This is a genomic window from Aeromonas sp. 604282 (genome assembly GCF_049170575.1).
In the GTDB taxonomy this organism is placed as follows: Bacteria; Pseudomonadota; Gammaproteobacteria; order Enterobacterales; family Aeromonadaceae; genus Aeromonas; species Aeromonas veronii_A.
The window spans coordinates 90,520-109,397 of record NZ_JAAKMV010000011.1 but is presented as its reverse complement, the minus strand read 5'-3'; the positions used below and the strand labels follow the sequence as shown (position 1 = coordinate 109,397).

18 protein-coding genes and 1 tRNA gene are annotated in these 18,878 nt (G+C 59.5%); 5 read left to right on the top strand and 14 right to left on the bottom strand.

Going from position 1 to position 18,878, the window contains the following annotated elements:
• Positions 1-38 precede the first annotated feature (38 nt).
• On the bottom strand, positions 39-2,246 hold the full coding sequence (gene priA, locus G5367_RS13990) for a primosomal protein N' (protein WP_421294517.1): 2,208 nt from the start codon (positions 2,244-2,246) through the stop codon (positions 39-41).
• Positions 2,247-2,393: 147 nt separating this feature from the next.
• Between priA and rpmE the strand changes: the two genes are divergently transcribed.
• Positions 2,394-2,609: a 50S ribosomal protein L31 gene (gene rpmE, locus G5367_RS13985; RefSeq protein WP_005340673.1), complete on the top strand. Its 216-nt coding sequence runs from the start codon at positions 2,394-2,396 to the stop codon at positions 2,607-2,609.
• 100 nt (positions 2,610-2,709) lie between these two features.
• On the opposite strand, the gene G5367_RS13980 is transcribed toward rpmE, so the two are convergent.
• Both G5367_RS13980 and G5367_RS13975 read right to left on the bottom strand, forming a co-directional pair.
• Positions 2,710-3,360: a chromophore lyase CpcT/CpeT gene (locus G5367_RS13980; RefSeq protein WP_005355447.1), complete on the bottom strand. Its 651-nt coding sequence runs from the start codon at positions 3,358-3,360 to the stop codon at positions 2,710-2,712.
• A gap of 122 nt (positions 3,361-3,482) precedes the next feature.
• Positions 3,483-5,336 (bottom strand): methyl-accepting chemotaxis protein, encoded by a 1,854-nt coding sequence (locus tag G5367_RS13975; protein ID WP_421244476.1) that lies wholly within the window; start codon positions 5,334-5,336, stop codon positions 3,483-3,485.
• Positions 5,337-5,482: 146 nt separating this feature from the next.
• Here G5367_RS13975 and rraA point away from each other — a divergent pair, with 146 nt between their 5' ends.
• Entirely contained in the window at positions 5,483-5,968 is a 486-nt protein-coding gene (rraA, locus tag G5367_RS13970; RefSeq protein ID WP_005340678.1) for a ribonuclease E activity regulator RraA, read from the top strand.
• A 270-nt stretch (positions 5,969-6,238) separates the two neighbouring features.
• Here the strand turns inward: rraA and G5367_RS13965 are convergent, their stop codons facing one another.
• From G5367_RS13965 to G5367_RS13955, 3 genes are all read right to left on the bottom strand, one after another.
• Positions 6,239-6,913 (bottom strand): 7-cyano-7-deazaguanine/7-aminomethyl-7-deazaguanine transporter, encoded by a 675-nt coding sequence (locus G5367_RS13965; RefSeq protein ID WP_164535816.1) that lies wholly within the window; start codon positions 6,911-6,913, stop codon positions 6,239-6,241.
• A 159-nt stretch (positions 6,914-7,072) separates the two neighbouring features.
• Entirely contained in the window at positions 7,073-7,360 is a 288-nt protein-coding gene (locus tag G5367_RS13960) for a DUF3630 family protein (protein WP_164535815.1), read from the bottom strand.
• Positions 7,361-7,370: 10 nt separating this feature from the next.
• Positions 7,371-8,798 (bottom strand): protein adenylyltransferase SelO, encoded by a 1,428-nt coding sequence (locus G5367_RS13955; RefSeq protein WP_421244475.1) that lies wholly within the window; start codon positions 8,796-8,798, stop codon positions 7,371-7,373.
• Between the two features lie 105 nt (positions 8,799-8,903).
• Here G5367_RS13955 and G5367_RS13950 point away from each other — a divergent pair, with 105 nt between their 5' ends.
• Positions 8,904-9,206 carry a c-type cytochrome gene (locus G5367_RS13950; protein WP_005340687.1) on the top strand — a complete coding sequence of 101 codons (303 nt, stop codon included), beginning with the start codon at positions 8,904-8,906 and terminating at the stop codon, positions 9,204-9,206.
• A 66-nt stretch (positions 9,207-9,272) separates the two neighbouring features.
• Here G5367_RS13950 and recQ read toward each other — a convergent pair whose 3' ends face one another.
• Entirely contained in the window at positions 9,273-11,108 is a 1,836-nt protein-coding gene (recQ, locus tag G5367_RS13945) for an ATP-dependent DNA helicase RecQ (protein WP_042081697.1), read from the bottom strand.
• A gap of 133 nt (positions 11,109-11,241) precedes the next feature.
• Here recQ and G5367_RS13940 point away from each other — a divergent pair, with 133 nt between their 5' ends.
• Together G5367_RS13940 and G5367_RS13935 are read left to right on the top strand one after the other, a co-directional pair.
• Positions 11,242-11,706 carry a thioesterase family protein gene (locus tag G5367_RS13940; RefSeq protein WP_005355465.1) on the top strand — a complete coding sequence of 155 codons (465 nt, stop codon included), beginning with the start codon at positions 11,242-11,244 and terminating at the stop codon, positions 11,704-11,706.
• Positions 11,707-11,830: 124 nt separating this feature from the next.
• A complete protein-coding gene (locus G5367_RS13935) occupies positions 11,831-12,358 on the top strand; it encodes a hypothetical protein (RefSeq protein WP_005356927.1) in 528 nt (175 codons plus the stop codon).
• A gap of 259 nt (positions 12,359-12,617) precedes the next feature.
• On the opposite strand, the gene G5367_RS13930 is transcribed toward G5367_RS13935, so the two are convergent.
• From G5367_RS13930 to G5367_RS13900, 7 genes are all read right to left on the bottom strand, one after another.
• Positions 12,618-12,694: transfer RNA gene (locus G5367_RS13930), tRNA-Pro, on the bottom strand.
• Positions 12,695-12,849: 155 nt separating this feature from the next.
• The gene (locus G5367_RS13925) at positions 12,850-13,554 is read right to left on the bottom strand and encodes an MOSC domain-containing protein (protein WP_421244474.1); all 705 of its coding nucleotides are present in this window, start codon (positions 13,552-13,554) and stop codon (positions 12,850-12,852) included.
• A gap of 45 nt (positions 13,555-13,599) precedes the next feature.
• Positions 13,600-14,445 carry an ABC transporter permease subunit gene (locus G5367_RS13920; protein ID WP_005340701.1) on the bottom strand — a complete coding sequence of 282 codons (846 nt, stop codon included), beginning with the start codon at positions 14,443-14,445 and terminating at the stop codon, positions 13,600-13,602.
• Complete coding sequence (locus G5367_RS13915; protein ID WP_005340703.1) at positions 14,442-15,347, bottom strand: ABC transporter permease subunit; 906 nt, start codon at positions 15,345-15,347, stop codon at positions 14,442-14,444. The genes G5367_RS13920 and G5367_RS13915 overlap by 4 nt, the downstream gene beginning before the upstream one ends.
• A complete protein-coding gene (potA, locus tag G5367_RS13910) occupies positions 15,344-16,498 on the bottom strand; it encodes a polyamine ABC transporter ATP-binding protein (RefSeq protein WP_005340704.1) in 1,155 nt (384 codons plus the stop codon). Before potA ends, G5367_RS13915 begins: the two co-directional genes overlap by 4 nt.
• 78 nt (positions 16,499-16,576) lie before the next feature.
• Positions 16,577-17,662 (bottom strand): polyamine ABC transporter substrate-binding protein, encoded by a 1,086-nt coding sequence (locus G5367_RS13905; RefSeq protein ID WP_421244473.1) that lies wholly within the window; start codon positions 17,660-17,662, stop codon positions 16,577-16,579.
• Between the two features lie 118 nt (positions 17,663-17,780).
• The gene (locus G5367_RS13900) at positions 17,781-18,878 is read right to left on the bottom strand and encodes an extracellular solute-binding protein (RefSeq protein ID WP_201937706.1); all 1,098 of its coding nucleotides are present in this window, start codon (positions 18,876-18,878) and stop codon (positions 17,781-17,783) included.

Sequence of the window (18,878 nt, the reverse complement as noted above, 5' to 3'; positions counted from 1 at the left end):
CTGACGATAACTGCCAGCGACCGGCTCCGGTGCCACCATCAACTCAGCTCGGTGGGGTCGATATCCAGACTCCAGCGCACCTTTTTGGTCTCGGGCCAGCCTTCCAGCTCCTTCACCACCCAGTCCAGCAGTTGGGCCAGCGGTGCTCGGTTCGGCCCCTGCAGCAGCAACTGCATGCGAAATTTGCCCGCCTTGCGCTCCATAAAGCCGCTGATGGGCCCCAGCACCTGAACGTTGGGATAGCGGGCGCTGCGCAGGGTATCGGCGAGGCGGGCGAGGAACAGCTGCACCTCGTCGCGGCCGTTGGCCTCGGCCCTAAACAGCCCCTGATAGCTGAAGGGCGGCAGCCCCAGCAGGCGGCGCTCTTTCAGCGCCGTATCGGCGAAGTGGCCGTAACCATTCTGGGTCAGATCCTGCAGCAGGGCGTGCTCCGGATGATGGCTCTGCAGCACCACCAACCCGGGTTTGCTGGCGCGACCGGCACGGCCCGCCACCTGGGTGTAGAGCTGGGCCAGCTTCTCGGCGGCGCGAAAATCAGCGCTGAACAGGGCGCCATCCACATCCAGCAGCCCCACCAAGGTCACATCCGGGAAGTGGTGGCCCTTGGCCAGCATCTGGGTGCCGATGAGGATCTTGTACTTGCCCGCCTTGATGTCGCCGAGATGGGTCTCCAGCTCCCCCTTGCGGCGGGTGTTGTCCCGATCGATGCGCACTACGGGATATTGCGGGAAAACCGTCGTGAGCAACTGCTCCAGCTGCTCGGTGCCCACTCCCGATCCGATCAGCTCGTTGCTGCCACACTCGGGGCAGTTGTGGGGCAGCGGGCGTACGCTGTCGCAGTGGTGACAATGCAGTCGTCGCCCGGCCTGATGCCAGGTGTACCAGGCATCACACCGCTCACAAGCAGCGCTCCAGCCGCACTGGTGGCAGATCAGAGCCGGGGCATAGCCACGGCGGTTGAGGAACAGCATCACCTGATTGCCCGCCGCTAGATGCTCTGCCATCAGCTGCTCCAACTGGGGGGAGAGCCCGGCCTGCAGCCGCACGCTCTTGATATCCAGGATCACCTGACGGGCGGTCTGGGCGTTACCGGCACGGCGAGTCAGGGTGAGATGGTGATACTTGCCGGTGCGGGCGTTGTGCAATGTCTCCAGCGATGGGGTAGCCGAGCCAAGCAGGATCGGAATACCGGCACGATGGGCCCGCATCACCGCCAGATCCCGCGCGTGGTAGCGAAAACCGTCCTGCTGCTTGAAGGAGCCGTCGTGCTCTTCGTCGATGATGATGATGCCGAGGTTGTGAAACGGGGTGAACACCGCCGAGCGGGTGCCGATCAGGATGGCGGCGGCGCCGTCGCGGCAGGCGAGCCAGGCGTCGAGCCGTTCCCGATCGTTCATGGCGGAGTTCATCGCCACCACCGGCACGTTGAAGCGGCGCCGGAAGCGGTTGATGGTCTGCGGGGTGAGGCCGATCTCCGGCACCATCACCAGTGCCTGCTTGCCCGCCTTGAGCAACGGCTCGAGGATGCTCAGGTAGACCTCGGTCTTGCCGGAACCTGTGATGCCATCCAGCAGGAAGGCACCGAACTTGTCGCTCTGGCTGGTAACGGCAGAGACGGCCAGCGCCTGTTCGCCGTTGAGGCGCAGCCCCTCCCCCGGCTCAAAGCGGGCAGCCCAGTCGCCATCGTGGCTCGGCTCCAGCGAACGCTTCTCCAGCAATCCCTTCTTCTCCAGCGCAGTGAGAGCGGAGCTCTGGATCTCCTCCTGCTTGAGGGCAGAGGGGGTCTGCGGCCCTTTGCGCAGCAGGGCGAGCACTTGCTGCTGCTTGGCCGCCCGCTTGAGCTCGTTAAGGTCGATGGCCATGCCCGCCTCGGTGGCAAACCAGAACTCCAGTTCACGATAAGCGGCAGGCTCCCCCTTGCGCACCAGCACCGGCAGGGCGTGGGGCAGCACTTCCCCCAGCGGATGCTGGTAGTAGCTGGCGCTCCAGTTCATCAGCGCCAGAATATCCGGCCCCAGCACCGGAGCCGTGTCCAATACCCGTTTGATGGGCTTGAGCTTGTTGCGGGGCACCTGGCTGTCAACCGGATGATCCACCACCAGCCCGACCAGGGTCTGGGGACCGAAAGGGATCTCGACCCGGCAACCAGGGGCAGGTAACGGCAGGGGAGAGAGATAGTCGAAGTGACGGCGTAACGGTACCGGGACAGCGACACGAACCAGATCCAGCGTTTGGGAAGAATTCACCAGGGGTTGCCTATTTTTTCTGCGAAGCCACTTGCCTGATCTCAGGCATTTCCTATATTATTCGCAGCCTTTGAAACTGTGTTCAACAATCGTGTGGTGTCCGACAAGAGATCGGATGGCGACACGGCCTATTAATTGAGGTTGTCCATGAAAGCTGGTATCCATCCTGACTACGTAGCCATCACCGCCAAGTGCTCTTGCGGTAACGTCATCAACACTTTCTCTACCATCGGTAAAGATCTGAACCTGGACGTGTGCTCCGAGTGCCACCCGTTCTACACCGGCAAGCAGAAAGAAGTTTCTAGCGGCGGCCGCGTAGACAAGTTCAACAAGCGTTTCGGTGCGATGACCACCAAGAAGTAATTTTACTTCTGAAGAATTCTGAAAAAGGCGCCCATCGGGCGCCTTTTTTACGATCCCTATTTTTCATCCTTCATGTTCCCGCAGCCAGACGCACTCTCCCCTACTGGCCAAATCCTTTGGAACGACGCAAATAGACATACCCCTCACCAGGGCTGCCCCAGCGCGGGCTCCCTGCGTTGTCATAGGCTCGATCCAGCAATCTGACGCTATCGGGGCCAATCCAGATATGCTGCACCAGCGTCGTGGCACCGCCAAAATCGGTGGAGCAATGGCCCACCCGGGTGTGACCGGCATATTCGCCGGAGGGAGTGCGTGTCAGCCAGATCTCGCAACCGTGGCGCAAGGAGAGCTGCTGCGGGGTCAGACTGTCGAGCAGGGCGGGATCATGCCAGGCACCGGCAAAATCGGTGGCACGGGGCATGGTCAGCTCTGCCATCAGGATCCGCCCGTCAGGGGCGGGGGAGAAGCGATAGATGCGCTGGCGGAAGGGACGGACGGAGCGCAGACTCAGGTACTGCTCGGCATAGACCCAGCGATAGCCCTGATAGCCGGGCCAGATCTCCATCAGGCGCAGCTCGGCACTGGTAAAGCGGCTGTCGTAACTGGCCTGCTCCCGGCTCGTAAAGGCCCCGTTGAACCAGCTGAGTAGCGGCTCCATACCGGGCTTGAGTGGGGTAGCCTGAGGCGCCGGCCCTGCCAACACCAGACAGGAACAGAGCAGCCCGAATGCGGCCACCAGCAACTTTGCCATCGAATCCTTCCGAATCATCATAGTGGCGGCGATTATATGAGCGAATTTCCCCAATAACAGCCATTACGATCAAATCATTGCCACTCTGGTGTAAAAACCTCACAAGGATGCCAGTCCGCTCACTAAACCCGATATTTTGCCACCGCCTTGTTGAGCAGCTGGGCCTGCTCGTTGAGGCCCTCGCTGGATCTCGCATTTTCCTCTGCCATGATGCTCGACTCCTGGGCGATGTCGCGGATGTTGTTGACGTTGCGGTTCACCTCGTTGGCCACCAGACTCTGTTGCTCGATGGCTGCCGCAATCTGGGTGCTCATGTCCATGATGTGGGTAACATCCTGAGTGATCTGCCCCAGCAACTCCCCTGCGGTACTGGCCTGATCCGAGCTGCGGTTGCCCTGCTCGCGGCAGGTTGCCATCACCTCGACGATGCTGCCGGTCTGTTTCTGCAGCGAGCTGATGATGCCGGCAATCTCCTGGGTCGATTTCTGGGTACGGATGGCCAGATTGCGCACCTCATCGGCCACTACCGCAAAGCCGCGCCCCTGATCCCCTGCCCGAGCTGCTTCGATGGCTGCGTTGAGGGCCAGCAGGTTGGTCTGCTCGGCAATGCCGCGGATCACGTCGAGCACGGAGCCGATGGTCTCGCTCTCTTTTTGCAGCTGGCTCACCTCGCGGGATGAACTCTCCAGATTACCCGCCAGCGAGCGGATCTGCTCGACAGTATTCTCGACCGCAGCCCGCCCCTCCATCGCCTTGTTGTTGGTCGCCTGCGCATTGTTGGCCGCCTGCTCTGTGTTGCGGGCGATCTCTTCGATGGTGGAGCCCATCTCGGTGGACGCGGTCGCCACCATATCGGTCTCCTGCAGCTGACGCGCCGCCCCTTCACTGGTGCGCTTGACGTTGGCCGAAAGGTGATCCGCCGCTTCGGTCAGGGTGTGCACGCTCTGCTTCACATCGCCGATCAGATCGCGAAACCCGCCCAGCATCACGTCGAGATTGCCTGCCAGCTGGGCCATTTCATCTGCCCCGCGCAGTTCTATCTTCAAGCGCAGGTCATTATCCTGACGAATGCGGTTGACGGTGTCATTCACCTGAGTAATGGGACGGTCGATGCTGCGCCCCAGCAACACGCTCATGATGCCGATCAGCACAACAATCACCCCGCCACAGACCAGCATCAGGCTGTTGAGGCGAGCGCTCTGCCGCTCCAGCTCAGCGACAATGTGCTGATCGACGGCGGCAAACCCCTGTTCGGTCTGATGCACCAGATCCCGCATCTGGTTACGCAGCCCTTCATCCTCTTTCAGCCCCAGTACCTGCATCCCCTGCACCAGCGCCACAAAGTCCTGCCGGTACTGCTTGCTGGCCTGCTCCAGCTTGCCGCGATCCGCCTCCGGCAAAGTGGCAAGGCTATCCTGAAAACTCTTGTGCAAGGTCTCGAAACGCTCCAGATACTGGATATCGGAGCGCAGCATGAAGTCTTTCTCCGCTCGTCTCAGCTGCAACATGGTGATGAGCAGCCCCTGCTGATCCAGCTGCTTGAGTCCATTCTCCACCTCATGCACCGCCGCCCTCAGCTTGCCATAGAGCCCCTCCTCCGGCCCCAGACCAATCTTCTGCTGCTGGGCCACCAGATCGTTGAAGGCTTTGCCATAACCGCTGATCTGCTGATCCAGTCTGGTCAGCTCCCCCTCGACAGCCGCCAGATTGTCATCGGTCACCAGCTCCCGATTGTGCTGGTGAAAATCTGACAGCCCCTGATTGAAGCGCTCGACGAAGGTCACATCCTTACGGATCAGAAAATCCTTCTCGGCCCGCCGCAGGTTGAGCATGGCGATCTCCAGCTGGTCGATATTGCGCTGGGCTTCGGTCAGGTGACGGTGCACCTGGCTGGAGTAGATAAACAGGCCGCTCAGTACCAGCATGGCAACGGCAACCAGCACGGTATTCAGGATCAACTTATGACGGATAAGCACGATGGACCTCTCGCAAACAGGCAGTGAACTGCATTGAGCTTATGCAGAAAAGCGGCGACAGGTGATCTGTGCAAGGAATATTCATTGAAATGCCACACCCACTCCTTATACTGGTTGCACCTGTTTCCAGCCGTGGATTTGACACTATGGAATACAATACTTCTGAACTGTGCGACATCTATCAGGACATGGTGGATGTGCTTGAACCCATGCTCTGCTCCTTCGGCGGCCGCGCCTCTTTCGGCGGCGTCATCACCACCGTCAAATGCTTCGAATCGAATGGTCTTATACGTGAACTCGTCAAAGAGAACGGACTGGGACGCGTCTTGCTGATCGATGGCGGTGGCTCCATGCGCCGAGCTCTGATCGACAGCGACATCGCCACAACAGCAGCAGAGAACGATTGGGAAGGGATTGTCTGCTACGGCTGCGTCCGCGAAGTCGATATTCTGGAAGATCTGGATATCGGCATTCAGGCACTGGCAGCCATTCCGGTCGGTGCCGACAGCAAGGATGTAGGGGAGACCGATCTGCCGGTCAACTTCGGTGGCGTGACCTTCCTGCCTGACGACCACCTCTACGCCGATACCACAGGGGTGATCCTCTCCCCCGAGGCACTCGATATCGAGTAAGCCGCAGGCAGAGTGACGACGGGAGCCTTGGCTCCCGTTTTTTATGCCTGCAACTTGCTGAAAAATGACAAAAAAAGAGGGCCAGATAAACTGGCCCTTAACTGGAAGCAATGTGAGCAATGTCGTGCCTTCACAAGAAGTCCATCACGTTGGAACGAATGAAGTCTTTCCCGGAAAACAAGTTAACAATAATCATTCTCATTTAACTAAGCAAGCGCTATTTGCAGAAAGTGCAAAAAAATTGACCACCGCGAAGGGTGGTCAATCTGGTCAGGCTTGCCGGGTGGCCGTTTGCAGGCTGGATAATCCGGCCTCGCCCACCAGCTTGCGGCTGAGGTAGCGCAACAAGACACCGTAGAGCGGCACGAACAAACCAAGGCTTATCAGCAACTTGAATACGTAATCGACGGTTGCGATCTCGACCCAGTGCTCTGCCATGAAAGGATCTGTGGTGCGCCAGAAGGCCACACTGAAGAAAGCGATGGTATCAACCAGATTACCGAACAGGGTGGAGGCCGCAGGTGCAATCCACCACTGCTTGAGCAGACGCAGGCGGTTGAACACCACCACATCCATGAACTGCCCTACCAGATAGGCCATAAAGCTGGCCAGCGCGATACGCGCTACGAACAGGTTGAACTCGGCCAGATGACCAACGCCCTGGAAACTCCCTTCGAAGAAGAGCACGGAGAGCACATAGGAGACCGCCAGCGCAGGAAGCATCACGGTCTGGATAATCTTGCGTGCCAGACCGGCACCGAAGATCCGCACCGTCAGGTCAGTGGCGAGGAAGATAAACGGGAAGCTGAACGCACCCCAAGTGGTGTGGAAGCCAAACACGGTGATCGGCAGCTGCACCAGATAGTTGCTGCTGGCAATGATCAGGATGTGGAACAACGACAGGCGAAAGAGCGCCGTTTGGTACTGCGCAGGGGTCAGATTCATCTTGTGACCTTTTTGGTTAATGGGGTTAGGGAACCCATATCGCCACCATTGGCGATAATCGAGGGGCGAGATTATACGCCCCCAAACCGATAGTTCAATCTTTATGCGATTACGCTTGTCCAGGTTGGCCAGCGGCAGAGCTGGCCTTGTGGGCGATAGTCACGCCTTGTGCTGTCTGGCGAGCCAGAGCAGTGCCTCCCGATCCGCCGGGCGCACCGTCTCCAGCCAGCAGCCGCTGTAGTGTTCATACTCCAGCCGAAACTGGCTCCCTTCAAACTCCAGCAACCAGCTATGGCGGTCGGCCCCCGCATCCTGCTCGAGCGGCTGAAGCTCCCACTCTCGCAGCAAGGCCTGCGCCAACAGCGGAAACGAGTCCCACTCGAGCGCCGGACAATCCAGCGTCACCACGCCAGCTTCGCTATCTACCTGTTTGATTTGCCAACTCATTCCCTGTCTCTCAGCTGCTGCAGGAGAGCTCACCACCGCAATACCATGCCGGAGTCGGGGTGGCGAGATCCTCATATTCCGGTTGTTCATCATAGGGGTGCTGCAAGGCGGCGAACAGCCGCTCGAACGGCTGCATATCCCCTGCGTCGGCGGCGTCGATCACCTGCTGGGCCAGCGCATTACGCAGCACATACTTGGGATTGATGGCATCCATCTGCGCCTTGCGCACGGCATCCTCGCTGCCTTCGCGCATCAGCCGCGCCCGATAGCGCTCCAGCCACGCCAGCCAAACACCTGGTCCAGACAACAGGGCCAGCAGAGACGCAGGCCACGCCCCCTCTTGCGTCACCTCACCGAGACGGCGCAGGAACAGGTGGTAATCCACTTTGTTAGCCGCCAGCAACCGGAACAACTCGCGGAACAGCGCTGGGTCATCCTCCTCCCACACCGCCAGCCCGAGTTTGGCCCGCATCAGCTCGGAGTAGTGCAGCATCAGCTGCTGCTCGTACTGGGCCAACGCCGCAGTCAATGCATCACCGTCTACATGGCCAGCCAGCGCCTGCGCCAGCTTTTGCAGATTCCAGTAACCGACCGCGGGCTGCTGATCCAGCGCGTAACGACCCGCCGGATCCGAGTGGTTGCAGACAAAGTCCGGCACGTAGGCATCGATAAAGCCGTAGGGGCCGTAATCCAGCGTCAGGCCGAACAGCGACATGTTGTCGGTATTCATTACCCCGTGACAGAAGCCCGCCGCCTGCCATTTGGCAATCAACCGCGCGGTGCGGCGCACTACCTCGGCAAACAGTTCGGCACCACTCTCCAGTTCGGGGAAGTGGTGGCGCAGCAGATAGTCGATGAGTGGCGGGATCTTCTCTCCCTGCCCGCTCCAGGCGAAATACTCGATATGGCCGAAGCGCAGATGGCTGGGGGCGGTACGCAGCACGGTCGCCCCGGTCTCCACCTGCTCGCGATAAACAGGCTCCTGACTGCCCACCAGCACCAGTGCTCGCGTGGTCGGGATGCCGAGAGCATGGAGCGCTTCTGAGGCGAGATATTCGCGGATGCTGGAGCGCAGCACGGCGCGGCCGTCACCAAAACGGGAGAACGGGGTTTTACCCGCCCCCTTCAGGTGCAAATCCCAGCGCTGCCCATCCGGCGCCAGCTGCTCACCCAGCAGCAGCGCGCGACCATCCCCAAGCCGGGGGCTATAACCCCCGAACTGATGGCCCGCATAGACCTGAGCTACCGGCTGCATACCGGGCAGTACTTTTCCCTCGCCACAACAGGCGATCCAGTCAGCCTCGCTGATGCCTCCCAATCCCAGCTCATCCAGCAAAGCCCGGTTGAGATGAAGCAACCGGGGCTGCTGCAGAGGCTGAGGGACCACGGGTTCACAGGCCCAGGGCAACTCGGTCGCAAAAGTGTTGATCAACTTCATGGTTGTACCATTCGTCCCTGCGTATGCTCGTGTCACTCTTTATACTGCCGTCAGCCATGCTTGTGCTCACTGGCAACCATCATTTTTCAATTCAAGGAGAAGAAGATGCAAAAATGGGTATATGCCCTGCCCTTGCTGGCACTGGCGTGGGGTCATCAGGCCAAGGCTGCCGATATTGAAGCCGGCAAAGCCAAGGCGGCGGTCTGTGCCGCCTGTCACGGCGTGGAAGGCAAGGCGATGATCCCCAACTATCCCCATCTGGCGGGTCAGAATGCCGCCTATCTGGTGAAACAGTTGAAAGCGTTCAAGGATGGCACTCGCAAAGAGCCCTTGATGGACCCCTTCATGGCGCCGCTGACCGATGCGGATATCGACAATCTGGCGGCCTTCTACGCCAGCCTGAAATAACCTCGCGTCTGACCCAGGTTCTTCCGAGCCGTGCTTGCCGTGGTCGATTAGGCTGCCTAATCGACCCTACCGGCGGCAGTAATCGATGATCAGGTCCATAAAGGCTTCGCCAAAGCGCTCCAGCTTGCGGTGCCCGACACCGTTGATAGCCAGCATCTCGTCTTCGGTCATCGGCATCAGCTGAGCCATCTCAACCAGGGTCGCATCGTTGAACACCACGTAGGGCGGCACCTCTTCATCCTCGGCAATCTGCTTGCGCAGGCCGCGCAGCTCCTTGAACAACCGTTTGTCGTAGTTGGCGTTGTCGAGCAGGCCATTGCGCTTCTCCTTGCGGCTGGAGATAGGCTGCAGGCGGGGCACCGCCAGCTCCAGCTTCACCTCTCCACGCAGCACGGGGCGGGCCGCTTCGGTCAGCTGCAGCACCAGATTGCGGGTGATGTTCTGGGTCAGCAGTCCCTTGTGGATCAGCTGGCGGATCACGCTCATCCAGTATTCGTGGCTCTGATCCTTGCCGATGCCGTAGGTCGAGAGCTTGTCGTGGCCGTGATCCTTGATGCGCTGGTTCAGCGACCCGCGCAGCACTTCCACTACATAACCCACCCCGAAATTCTGCCCCACCCGCCAGACGCAGGAGAGCGCCTTCTGGGCATCTTCGGTGCCGTCATAGCTCTTGGGCGGATCGAGACAGATATCGCAGTTGCCACAGGGCTTGTCGTTGTACTCGCCGAAATAGTTGAGCAGCACCTGACGGCGGCAGGTTTGCGCCTCGGCAAAGGCCGCCATCACGTTGAGCTTGTACTGCTCCACCTGCAACTGCTGCGGATTCTCGATGTTATCGAGCAAGCGGCGCACCCGGCCGATATCGGCAGGATCGTAGAGCAGCAGCGCCTCGGCGGGAGTGCCATCGCGACCGGCCCGGCCGGTCTCCTGATAATAGGATTCGATGTTCTTCGGGATGTCGTAGTGCACCACGAAGCGCACATTGGGTTTGTCGATGCCCATACCGAACGCCACCGTCGCCACCACTATCTCGATGTCGTCCTTGAGGAAGGCATCCTGGGTCTGCTGACGCTGCTCGAGCGGTAGCCCCGCATGATAGGGCGCGGCCTTGCAGCCGTGGCGGGATAACCGCTCGGCCACCTCCTCCACACGGTTGCGACTGGAGCAGTAGACGATGCCGCAGTTGCCCTTCTGGCTCTGCACGTAACGCAGCAGCTGCTCGGCCGCCTTGAACTTCTCCACCAGGCTGTAGCGGATATTGGGGCGATCGAAGCTGGCGGTGTGGATGAAGGGATCGTTGAGCTCCAAACGGTGCAGCATGTCGCTGCGGGTCGCCTCATCGGCGGTGGCGGTGAGCGCCACCACAGGCACCTGCGGGAACCACTGTTTTAGCCGCCCCAGCGCCGCATACTCAGGCCGGAAGTCGTGGCCCCACTGGGAAACGCAGTGCGCCTCGTCGATGGCGAACAGCCCGAGCGGCAGCTCGGCCAGCCGGTCCATAAACTCGTGCTGCAGCAAGCGCTCGGGGGAGACATAGACCAGCTTGATCTCGCCACGGCGCATGGCGGCGAAGTTCTGGATCATCTCCTCCCGGCTCAGGGCCGAGTTGATGTAGACCGCCGCCACGCCGTTGGCGCGCAGACTGTCGACCTGATCCTTCATCAGCGAAATAAGGGGAGAGACCACCACGCCGAGCCCGGGCCGCAGCAGTGCCGGGATCTGGTAGCAGAGCGACTTGCCGCCGCCAGTGGGCTTGAGCACCAGCGCATCGCGCCCCGCGACGATCTGCTCGATGATTTCGAGCTGACCCGGCCGAAACTGCTGATAGCCGAAGACCGCCTGCAGCAGGGCAAGCGGACTCTCTGGCTGAGGATCTGGCAGGGTTTCGGCAATCGCAGTCATGGGCTCTCCTTTGGGGTCGACATTCTAAAGCAGCCGCCGCCCACAATAAACCTGCCATTGCGACTGTTAAGGAACTGTTGCAGACTGGCTGGAGTTTTTACTCGGCTTTGATGACAAGGATTGGGATCAGAGAATGAAACAGATGCTCAAGAAGATGGCGCTCAGTGGCATTGCCAACCTGTTTGCCGAGAAGATGCCCTTCAACAAGCTGATCGGCATGCAGGTGACCCACTACGACTTCGACAAGGTGGAGCTGCGCATCAAGATGGATGAGAAGCTGATCGGCAACCCTTTCCACAACATCCTGCACGGCGGCGTCACCGCCACGCTGCTGGATGTGGCGGGTGGCATGATCGTCGCCGCCTCCTGCATCGACGAGCTGGAGGAGTTCTCCCCCAGCTATCTCAAGGAGCGCTTCGCCCGCCTAGGCACTATCGATCTGCGGGTGGATTACCTGCGCCCGGGACGCGGCAACGAGTTTATCGCCACCGCCCACATCATCCGGGCTGGCAGCAAGGTGGCCGTCGCCCGGATGGAGCTGCACAACGAAGAGGGCACCCACATCGCCTTCGGCACTGGTACCTATCTGGTGGGTTGAACCAAGTTAGTGCATAAAAACCACGCGGCTAATCTACTTTTAATCATTAGATTCCTTACCCCCTCTGGCCGAACAAGGTCCATACTGATAGTCGGGATTGTGTGCAGAGGGAGGATTGCAGGCGATGAGTGCGAAACTGGCCATCAAACCATCCAGAGCCTTGTTGACACAGCTCGAGTCCATGCTCGACGAGGTGCAGACACCCGAGTGTCGCCACTGGTTGGAACAGGAGCTTGAGGGGTATTCTCTCTCCTCACCCCTGCCTTGGTATCGCATCGTTCCCTGTCGGCAACGCGGTCACTTTCTGGATCTGAAAACGGGAAAATATTTGACCTGTCATATCAACAGTCAAACGCTATGCCAACGCGATCTGGCCCAAATTCAGTTCATTTATGCCCGTGAACCCGCCGCCCACTATTTGCTGCAACGCAATTCCGGTATTGAACCCTGGCCAGAACAGCTGCTGGAAGATTATCAGGAGCAGTTGATCCCCGGCCATCTATGCCTGCAAGCCTGGCATGAGCCCGTTATTTCATTACGTGCACAACTGATGGAGGGAATAGAACATTTCATTAGTGAGTACCCCAAGCACGCGGCCTTGCTGCCTCAACACAGTTTCAAGGCTTTGCGGCATCAGCACTGGCATATCTGAGTAAGCGCCTGGCGCGCAAGGAGGGCACCATAGACAAGACCCATAGCGAGATTGCCACAATCTAGAGTGCCGGAGTCAGGATCAGACTCCACCGATGGGCCACCGAGCGGTGGCCCTTTTAATGTCTGTGGGCTTGCTTCGACCCTGCATACATCAAGTCAGATCACTTGGCCAGGTAACAGGTCAGCAGCTAATGAAAAACCGAGTAACTGGAAGGAAAATGCAAAAAGGCCGCTCTATTGAGCGGCCTTTTCAAATTTGGTCGGTGTGAGAGGATTCGAACCTCCGACCCCTTCGTCCCGAACGAAGTGCGCTACCAAGCTGCGCTACACACCGATGTCTGCGGGACGGGAATTTACCGAAAGCCCAGACCTGACACAAGCCTTTTTTGCATTTTGCAGGAAAAAAAGTGCTGTTCGCTCAACTATTCAGCACTCTTTTCACCCGTTTACCGGACTGCAGCCAGCTGGTGACATTCCGGCAACCGGCCGTCAGGCCAGGCGCAGGGATGCCGGCCCCAGCAGACGGCGCTGCCAGTCAGCCACAGTGCCATGCTCCAGCCAGTCGGCTGCATGCTGGCGCCAGTTGGGGGAGAGGGCCGGATTCTCCAGCAACATCAGCAGATCAGCTTCATTGCGCACCTGATTGAACAGGATATCCGCCGTGCGCTTCACCGTCAGTTCGGGATAGGGTCTGTCTACCAGCTCCATGGCCCTGTCAGGCGCGATCATGCCCTCCTCCAGCACCCGCAGCAGCCAGCCACAACGGCCATTTAGCTGCATCACCTGGGACATCTGGCCATAGCCAAAGCGCTGGTTGAGCTTGAAGCAGGGGGATCTTGGCTGACTTATCTGGATCAGCGCGTCGCCGAGTCGATAGACATCGCCAATGCAGGCTTGCGCCTCGGTCAGCCCGAGACCGGAGAGGTTCTCGCCAAAGGCGGCAGGTTGCCAGGCTGTACGTGGCGCAGGCAAGCTCAGCGCGGTTTGCCAGGTCTGCCACCAGAGATAGTGATCGACCGGATAGTAGTGGAGCGCCCGATCCGGGCCACCGTGGTGGCGCAGGTCACACTGCTCATCCCCTTCCAGACCGGCAAAGGTACAGCGAACTGGTGCAGAGATCGGTTGCTTGTGAATGGCACTGGTGAGGCCGGGCACCAGCTCGGTGCCACGACCGCTAAAAAGGGAGATCCGCATACTCATCCTCCAGGTTGACGAGAGTAGGCGGATCTTATCATGGCGTCAGACGACGGCCTGCATCTGGGTGGTCATGGCTATCTCGGCGCGACGGCGCTTCTCCGCCCTGGCCATCAGATACCAGCTGCCGAAGGTAAAGAGCGATACCGACAGCAGGATCAGGCTGGCTACAGCGTTGATCTCGGGTTTCACCCCGAGCCGTACCGCCGAGAAGACCTCCATCGGCAAGGTAGTGGAGCCCGGGCCGGAGACGAAGCTCGCCAGCACCAGATCATCCAGCGACAGGGCAAACGACATCATGCCGCCTGCCGCCAGCGAGGGGGCAATCATCGGGATGGTGATCAGGAAGAACACCTTCCACGGCTTGGCGCCAAGATCCATCGCCGCCTCCTCGATGGAGAGATCCAGCTCCCGCAACCGCGCCGACACCACGATCGCCACGTAGGCGGTACAGAAGGTAGTGTGGGCGATCCAGATGGTCAACATGCCCCGCTCGGCGGGCCAGCCCACCAGCTGGGCCATCGCCACGAACAGCAGCAGCAGCGACAAACCGGTGATCACCTCGGGCATCACCAGCGGCGCCGTCACCATGCCGCCGAACAGGGTGCGACCACGGAAGTGGGGAATTCGGGTCAGCACGAAGGCCGCCACCGTCCCCAGCGCCACCGCGGCGATCGCGGTGTAGAAGGCGATCTCCAGCGAGCGGAACACAGACCCGATCAGCTGCTTGTTATCAAGCAGGCCGAAATACCACTTGAGCGACCACCCGCCCCACACCGTCACCAGCTTGGAGGCGTTGAAGGAGTAGATCACCATGATGATCATGGGCAGGTAGATAAACAGCAGCCCAAGCCAGAGCATCAGCTTGGCAAAACCGAAACGTCTCATCATGCCTTGCCCTCCAGCTCTTTGGCCTGGTTACGGTTGAAGAGGATGATCGGAATAATCAGCACCGCCAGCATCACTACCGCCAACGCAGAGGCAACCGGCCAGTCGCGGTTGTTGAAGAACTCCTGCCACAGCACCTTGCCGATCATCAGGGTCTCCGGGCCGCCCAGCATTTCCGGGATAACGAACTCCCCCACCACCGGAATGAACACCAGCATGCAGCCGGCGATAATGCCGTTTTTGGAGAGCGGCACCGTGATCTGCCAGAAACGGGTCAGGTTGCGGGCCCCCAGGTCGGAGGCCGCCTCCAGCAGGCTCTGATCGTGTTTGACCAGATTGGCGTAGAGCGGCAGCACCATGAAGGGCAGATAGGAGTAAACGATGCCGATATAGACCGCCAGGTTGGTGTTGAGGATCTGCAGCGGCTCGTCGATCACCCCGATCCCCAGCAAGACGCTGTTGAGCAGGCCGTTGTTGCTGAGGATCCCCATCCACGCATAGACCCGGATCAGAATGGCGGTCCAGGTCGGCATCATGATCAGCAGCAGCAGAACGGTCTGGGTCTCCTTGTTGGCCCGGGCGATGGAGTAGGCCATCGGATAGCCAATCAGCAGGCAGAGCAAAGTGCTGACGAAGGCCATCTTGAGGGAGCCCAGATAGGCCGCGATATAGAGCTCATCCTCCTGCAGCAGCAGGTAGTTGCCCATATTGAGCAGGATGGTGAGCTGATTGTCGGCCCAGCTCACCACGTCGGTGTAGGGCGGGATCGCCACATCCGCTTCCGCAAAACTGATCTTCACCACGATGACGAAGGGCAGCAGGAAGAAGAGGAACAGCCAGAAGAAGGGGATGCCAATCACCAGTCGGCGCCCCCCGACCCGCTTCAGTCGTTGCAAGAACTTCATGATTGCAGCACCACGCCGCTGTCATCTTCCCAGTAGAGGAATACCTGGTCATCCCAGGTTGGCCGCTTGCCGTGGCGTTCGGCATTGGCGATGAAAGCCTGAACGATTTTGCCCGAGGGCAGCTGGATGTGATAAACCGAGTGACCGCCCAGATAGGCGATGTCATAGACCTCACCCTTGGTCCAGTTGAAGTCCGGGTGCTCGATCTCCTCCGGTTTTTGCAGACTCATCAGCAGTTTTTCCGGCCGCAGGGCATAGGTCACCTTCTTGTTCTCGGCGCGGGAGCTGATGCCGTGGCCCACATAGATGGGCTGTTCCAAGTCGGCGCAGGCGATGGTGGCGTGGTCCTGCTCATCCTCCACCAGCAGGCCGTCAAACAGGTTGACGTTACCGATGAACTCGCACACCAGCCGACTGGCTGGGGTCTCGTAGATATCCATCGGGCTGCCGATCTGCTCGATGCAGCCGAGGTGCATGATGGCGATCCGCTCCGCCATGGTCATGGCCTCTTCCTGATCGTGGGTCACCATGACGCAGGTAACCCCGACCCGCTCGATGATCTCTACCAGCTCCAGCTGCATCTTGGAACGCAGCTTCTTGTCGAGCGCCCCCATGGGTTCATCCAGCAGCAGCAACTTGGGACGCTTGGCTAGCGAGCGAGCCAACGCCACCCGCTGGCGCTGGCCACCGGAGAGTTGATGCGGTTTGCGACGGGCATACTGGGTCATCTGCACAAGCTTGAGCATCTCCTCCACCCGGGCATCGATCTCGGCCTTGGGCAGGCCATCCTGCTTGAGGCCAAAGGCGATGTTCTGGGCCACCGTCATATGGGGGAACAGGGCGTAGGACTGGAACATCATGTTGATGGGGCGTTCATAGGGAGGCATGTCGGTGATATCGACCCCGTCGAGGAACAGCCGCCCCTCGGTCGGGCGCTCGAAACCGGCCAGCATCCGCAGCAGGGTCGATTTGCCGGAACCGGACCCGCCGAGCAGGGCGAAGATCTCCCCCTTGTGAATATTGAGAGATACGTTATCGACCGCCAGCGTTTCGTCGAACTGCTTGCTTACCCGATCAATTTTCACCAGCACTTCTTTGCGCTGCTGACTGCCCTCGAGGGCTTTCTTGTAGGCACTGGAGGCTATCGCCATTACCAAACTCCCCAACGTGATACCAGCCTTGCGGCCGATCCATAAAAGCGATTTGGCGCCCCCGAACGGGCACCAAGGTTAGGTACCGGACTTGATCTTGGTCCAACTCCGGGTGATTAGACGCTGTACCGAGCGGGGATGTGCTTCCTGCACATAGAGTCGCTCCAGCACGGCCTGAGGGGGATAAACCTCCTCATTGTTGCGCACCGCCTCATCCATAAACTCGCCCGCCCTTGAGTTGGGATTCGCGTAGCCCACATAGTCGCTGACCTTGGCGATCACTTCGGGCTGCAGGACATAGTTGATGAGAGCGTGCGCCTCTTTGACATTGGTGGCATCGGACGGAATCGCCATCATGTCGAACCAGAGATTTCCCCCCTCTTTCGGAATGCTGTAGGCAATTTTCACCCCCTTGCCAGCTTCATCGGCGCGGGCAGCGGCTTGCAGGATGTCGCCGGAAAAACCGGCCGCCACGCAGATGTCGCCATTGGCGAGATCGCCGATGTATTTGGAGGAGTGGAAGTAGGCCACATAGGGGCGCACCTTGAGCAGCAGCGCCTCGGCCTGCTTGATATCCCCCGTCGCATGACTGTTGGGATCGAGCCCGAGGTAGTTGAGGGCTGCAGGGATCATCTCATCGGCAGAGTCGAGGAAGGCGACGCCGCAACGGGAGAGCTTCTCCATATTTTCCGGTTCGAAGATGGTGGCCCAGGAGTCAATCTTGTCGACTCCCAGCACCGCCTTGATTTTGTCGACGTTGTAGCCGATGCCGTTGGTCCCCCACAGATAGGGCACCGCGTACTGATGACCCGGATCCACCTTGTCGAGCTGCTTGAGCAGCACGGGATCCAGGTTGGCCAGATTGGGCAGCAGGGATTTATCCAGTTTCTGGAAGGCTCCCGCCTTGATCTGCTTGGCCAGGAAATTATTGGAGGGCACCACCAAATCGTAACCAGTCCGCCCCGTCAGCAACTTGCCTTCCAGGGTCTCGTTGGAGTCAAACACGTCATAGACGGTCTTGATCCCGGTCTCCTGCTGGAAATCGCTGAGGGTGGTCTCGCCGATATAGTCAGACCAGTTGTAGAAATGGAGCACAGGGGCTGCCTGGACTGCATTCGCCAATCCCATGGTCAGCGCTATGGTTAGCAATCTGGTTGTATTCACGGTGTCAGTTCTCCTGTTCAGTGGTTGACCGTCTGCGCATCCATTCGCGCGGCCCATCCGGATGGATGGCATCACTACCCTCCCGGCCGAACTGCGGACCGGGAGGGGTATTCGTTACTTACTTACCGGACTTGATCTTGGTCCAGCTGCGGGTCATCAGACGCTGCACCTTGGCCGGCAGATCCGGGAAGGTGTAGATCTTCTGCAAGGTTGCAGAGTCCGGATAAACCCCCGGATCGGTACGGATCGCCTCGTCAACCAGCGGGGTCGCCGCCTTGTTGCCGTTAGGCGCCTGCACCTGATTGGTAATGTTGGCGATCACGTCGGGCTTCATCAGATAGTTGATGAAGGTGTGGGCCGCCTCGACGTTCTTGGCATCCGCCGGGATGGCGATCATGTCAAAGAAGCTGCCAGCCCCCTCTTTCGGAATGGTGTAGGTCAGTGCCACGCCATTTTTGGCTTCCGCCGCCCGCGCCTTGGACTGCTGCAAATCCATGGAGTAACCGACAGCAACACACAAGTTGCCGTTGGCCAGATCCGAGATGTACTTGGAGGAGTGGAAATAGGCGGTATAGGGACGGATGGAGAGGAACAGCTCCTCGGCCTTCTTCAGCTCGTCCGGCTTCTGGCTATCCGGTTTGAAGCCCAGATATTGCAGGGCGGCCGGTAACATTTCGGTCGGCGAGTCGAGGAAGGAGACGCCGCACTCCTTCAGCTTGGCCATGTTCTCCGGCTTGAACACCAGATCCCAGGAGTTGAGCGGCGCATCGGCCCCCAGTACGGCCTTCACCTTCTCGGCATTGTAGGCATAACCGATGGTGCCCCACAGATAGGGGATGGAGTACTGGTTGCCCGGATCGCTCGGGTCGAGCGCCTTGAGCAGGTCGGTATCCATATTTTGCCAGTTGGAGAGCTTGGACTTGTCCAGCTTCTGGAACACGCCAGCCCTGATCTGTTTGGCCAGGAAGGGGTTGGACGGCACCACGATGTCGTAGCCGGATTTACCAGCCAGCAACTTGGCTTCCAGTACCTCGTTGCTGTCAAACACGTCATAAACCACCTTGATGCCCGTCTCCTTCTGGAAGTTTTCCAGGGTATCCGGGGCGATATAGTCGCTCCAGTTGTAGACGTGCAACACCTTCTCTTCAGCCATTGCTCCGGCACTTGCCATGACCAGAGCCACAGAGGCAGCGATCACTCCCGTTTTGAAAGACAT

Coding starts and splice junctions, on each gene's coding strand:
- rpmE (WP_005340673.1), top strand. CDS start 2,394: ATGAAAGCTGGTATCCATCCTGACTACGTAGCCATCACCGCCAAGTGC.
- G5367_RS13980 (WP_005355447.1), bottom strand. CDS start 3,360: ATGGCAAAGTTGCTGGTGGCCGCATTCGGGCTGCTCTGTTCCTGTCTG.
- rraA (WP_005340678.1), top strand. CDS start 5,483: ATGGAATACAATACTTCTGAACTGTGCGACATCTATCAGGACATGGTG.
- G5367_RS13965 (WP_164535816.1), bottom strand. CDS start 6,913: ATGAATCTGACCCCTGCGCAGTACCAAACGGCGCTCTTTCGCCTGTCG.
- G5367_RS13960 (WP_164535815.1), bottom strand. CDS start 7,360: ATGAGTTGGCAAATCAAACAGGTAGATAGCGAAGCTGGCGTGGTGACG.
- G5367_RS13955 (WP_421244475.1), bottom strand. CDS start 8,798: ATGAAGTTGATCAACACTTTTGCGACCGAGTTGCCCTGGGCCTGTGAA.
- G5367_RS13950 (WP_005340687.1), top strand. CDS start 8,904: ATGCAAAAATGGGTATATGCCCTGCCCTTGCTGGCACTGGCGTGGGGT.
- recQ (WP_042081697.1), bottom strand. CDS start 11,108: ATGACTGCGATTGCCGAAACCCTGCCAGATCCTCAGCCAGAGAGTCCG.
- G5367_RS13940 (WP_005355465.1), top strand. CDS start 11,242: ATGAAACAGATGCTCAAGAAGATGGCGCTCAGTGGCATTGCCAACCTG.
- G5367_RS13935 (WP_005356927.1), top strand. CDS start 11,831: ATGAGTGCGAAACTGGCCATCAAACCATCCAGAGCCTTGTTGACACAG.
- G5367_RS13925 (WP_421244474.1), bottom strand. CDS start 13,554: ATGCGGATCTCCCTTTTTAGCGGTCGTGGCACCGAGCTGGTGCCCGGC.
- G5367_RS13920 (WP_005340701.1), bottom strand. CDS start 14,445: ATGATGAGACGTTTCGGTTTTGCCAAGCTGATGCTCTGGCTTGGGCTG.
- G5367_RS13915 (WP_005340703.1), bottom strand. CDS start 15,347: ATGAAGTTCTTGCAACGACTGAAGCGGGTCGGGGGGCGCCGACTGGTG.
- potA (WP_005340704.1), bottom strand. CDS start 16,498: ATGGCGATAGCCTCCAGTGCCTACAAGAAAGCCCTCGAGGGCAGTCAG.
- G5367_RS13900 (WP_201937706.1), bottom strand. CDS start 18,878: ATGTCTTTCAAAACGGGAGTGATCGCTGCCTCTGTGGCTCTGGTCATG.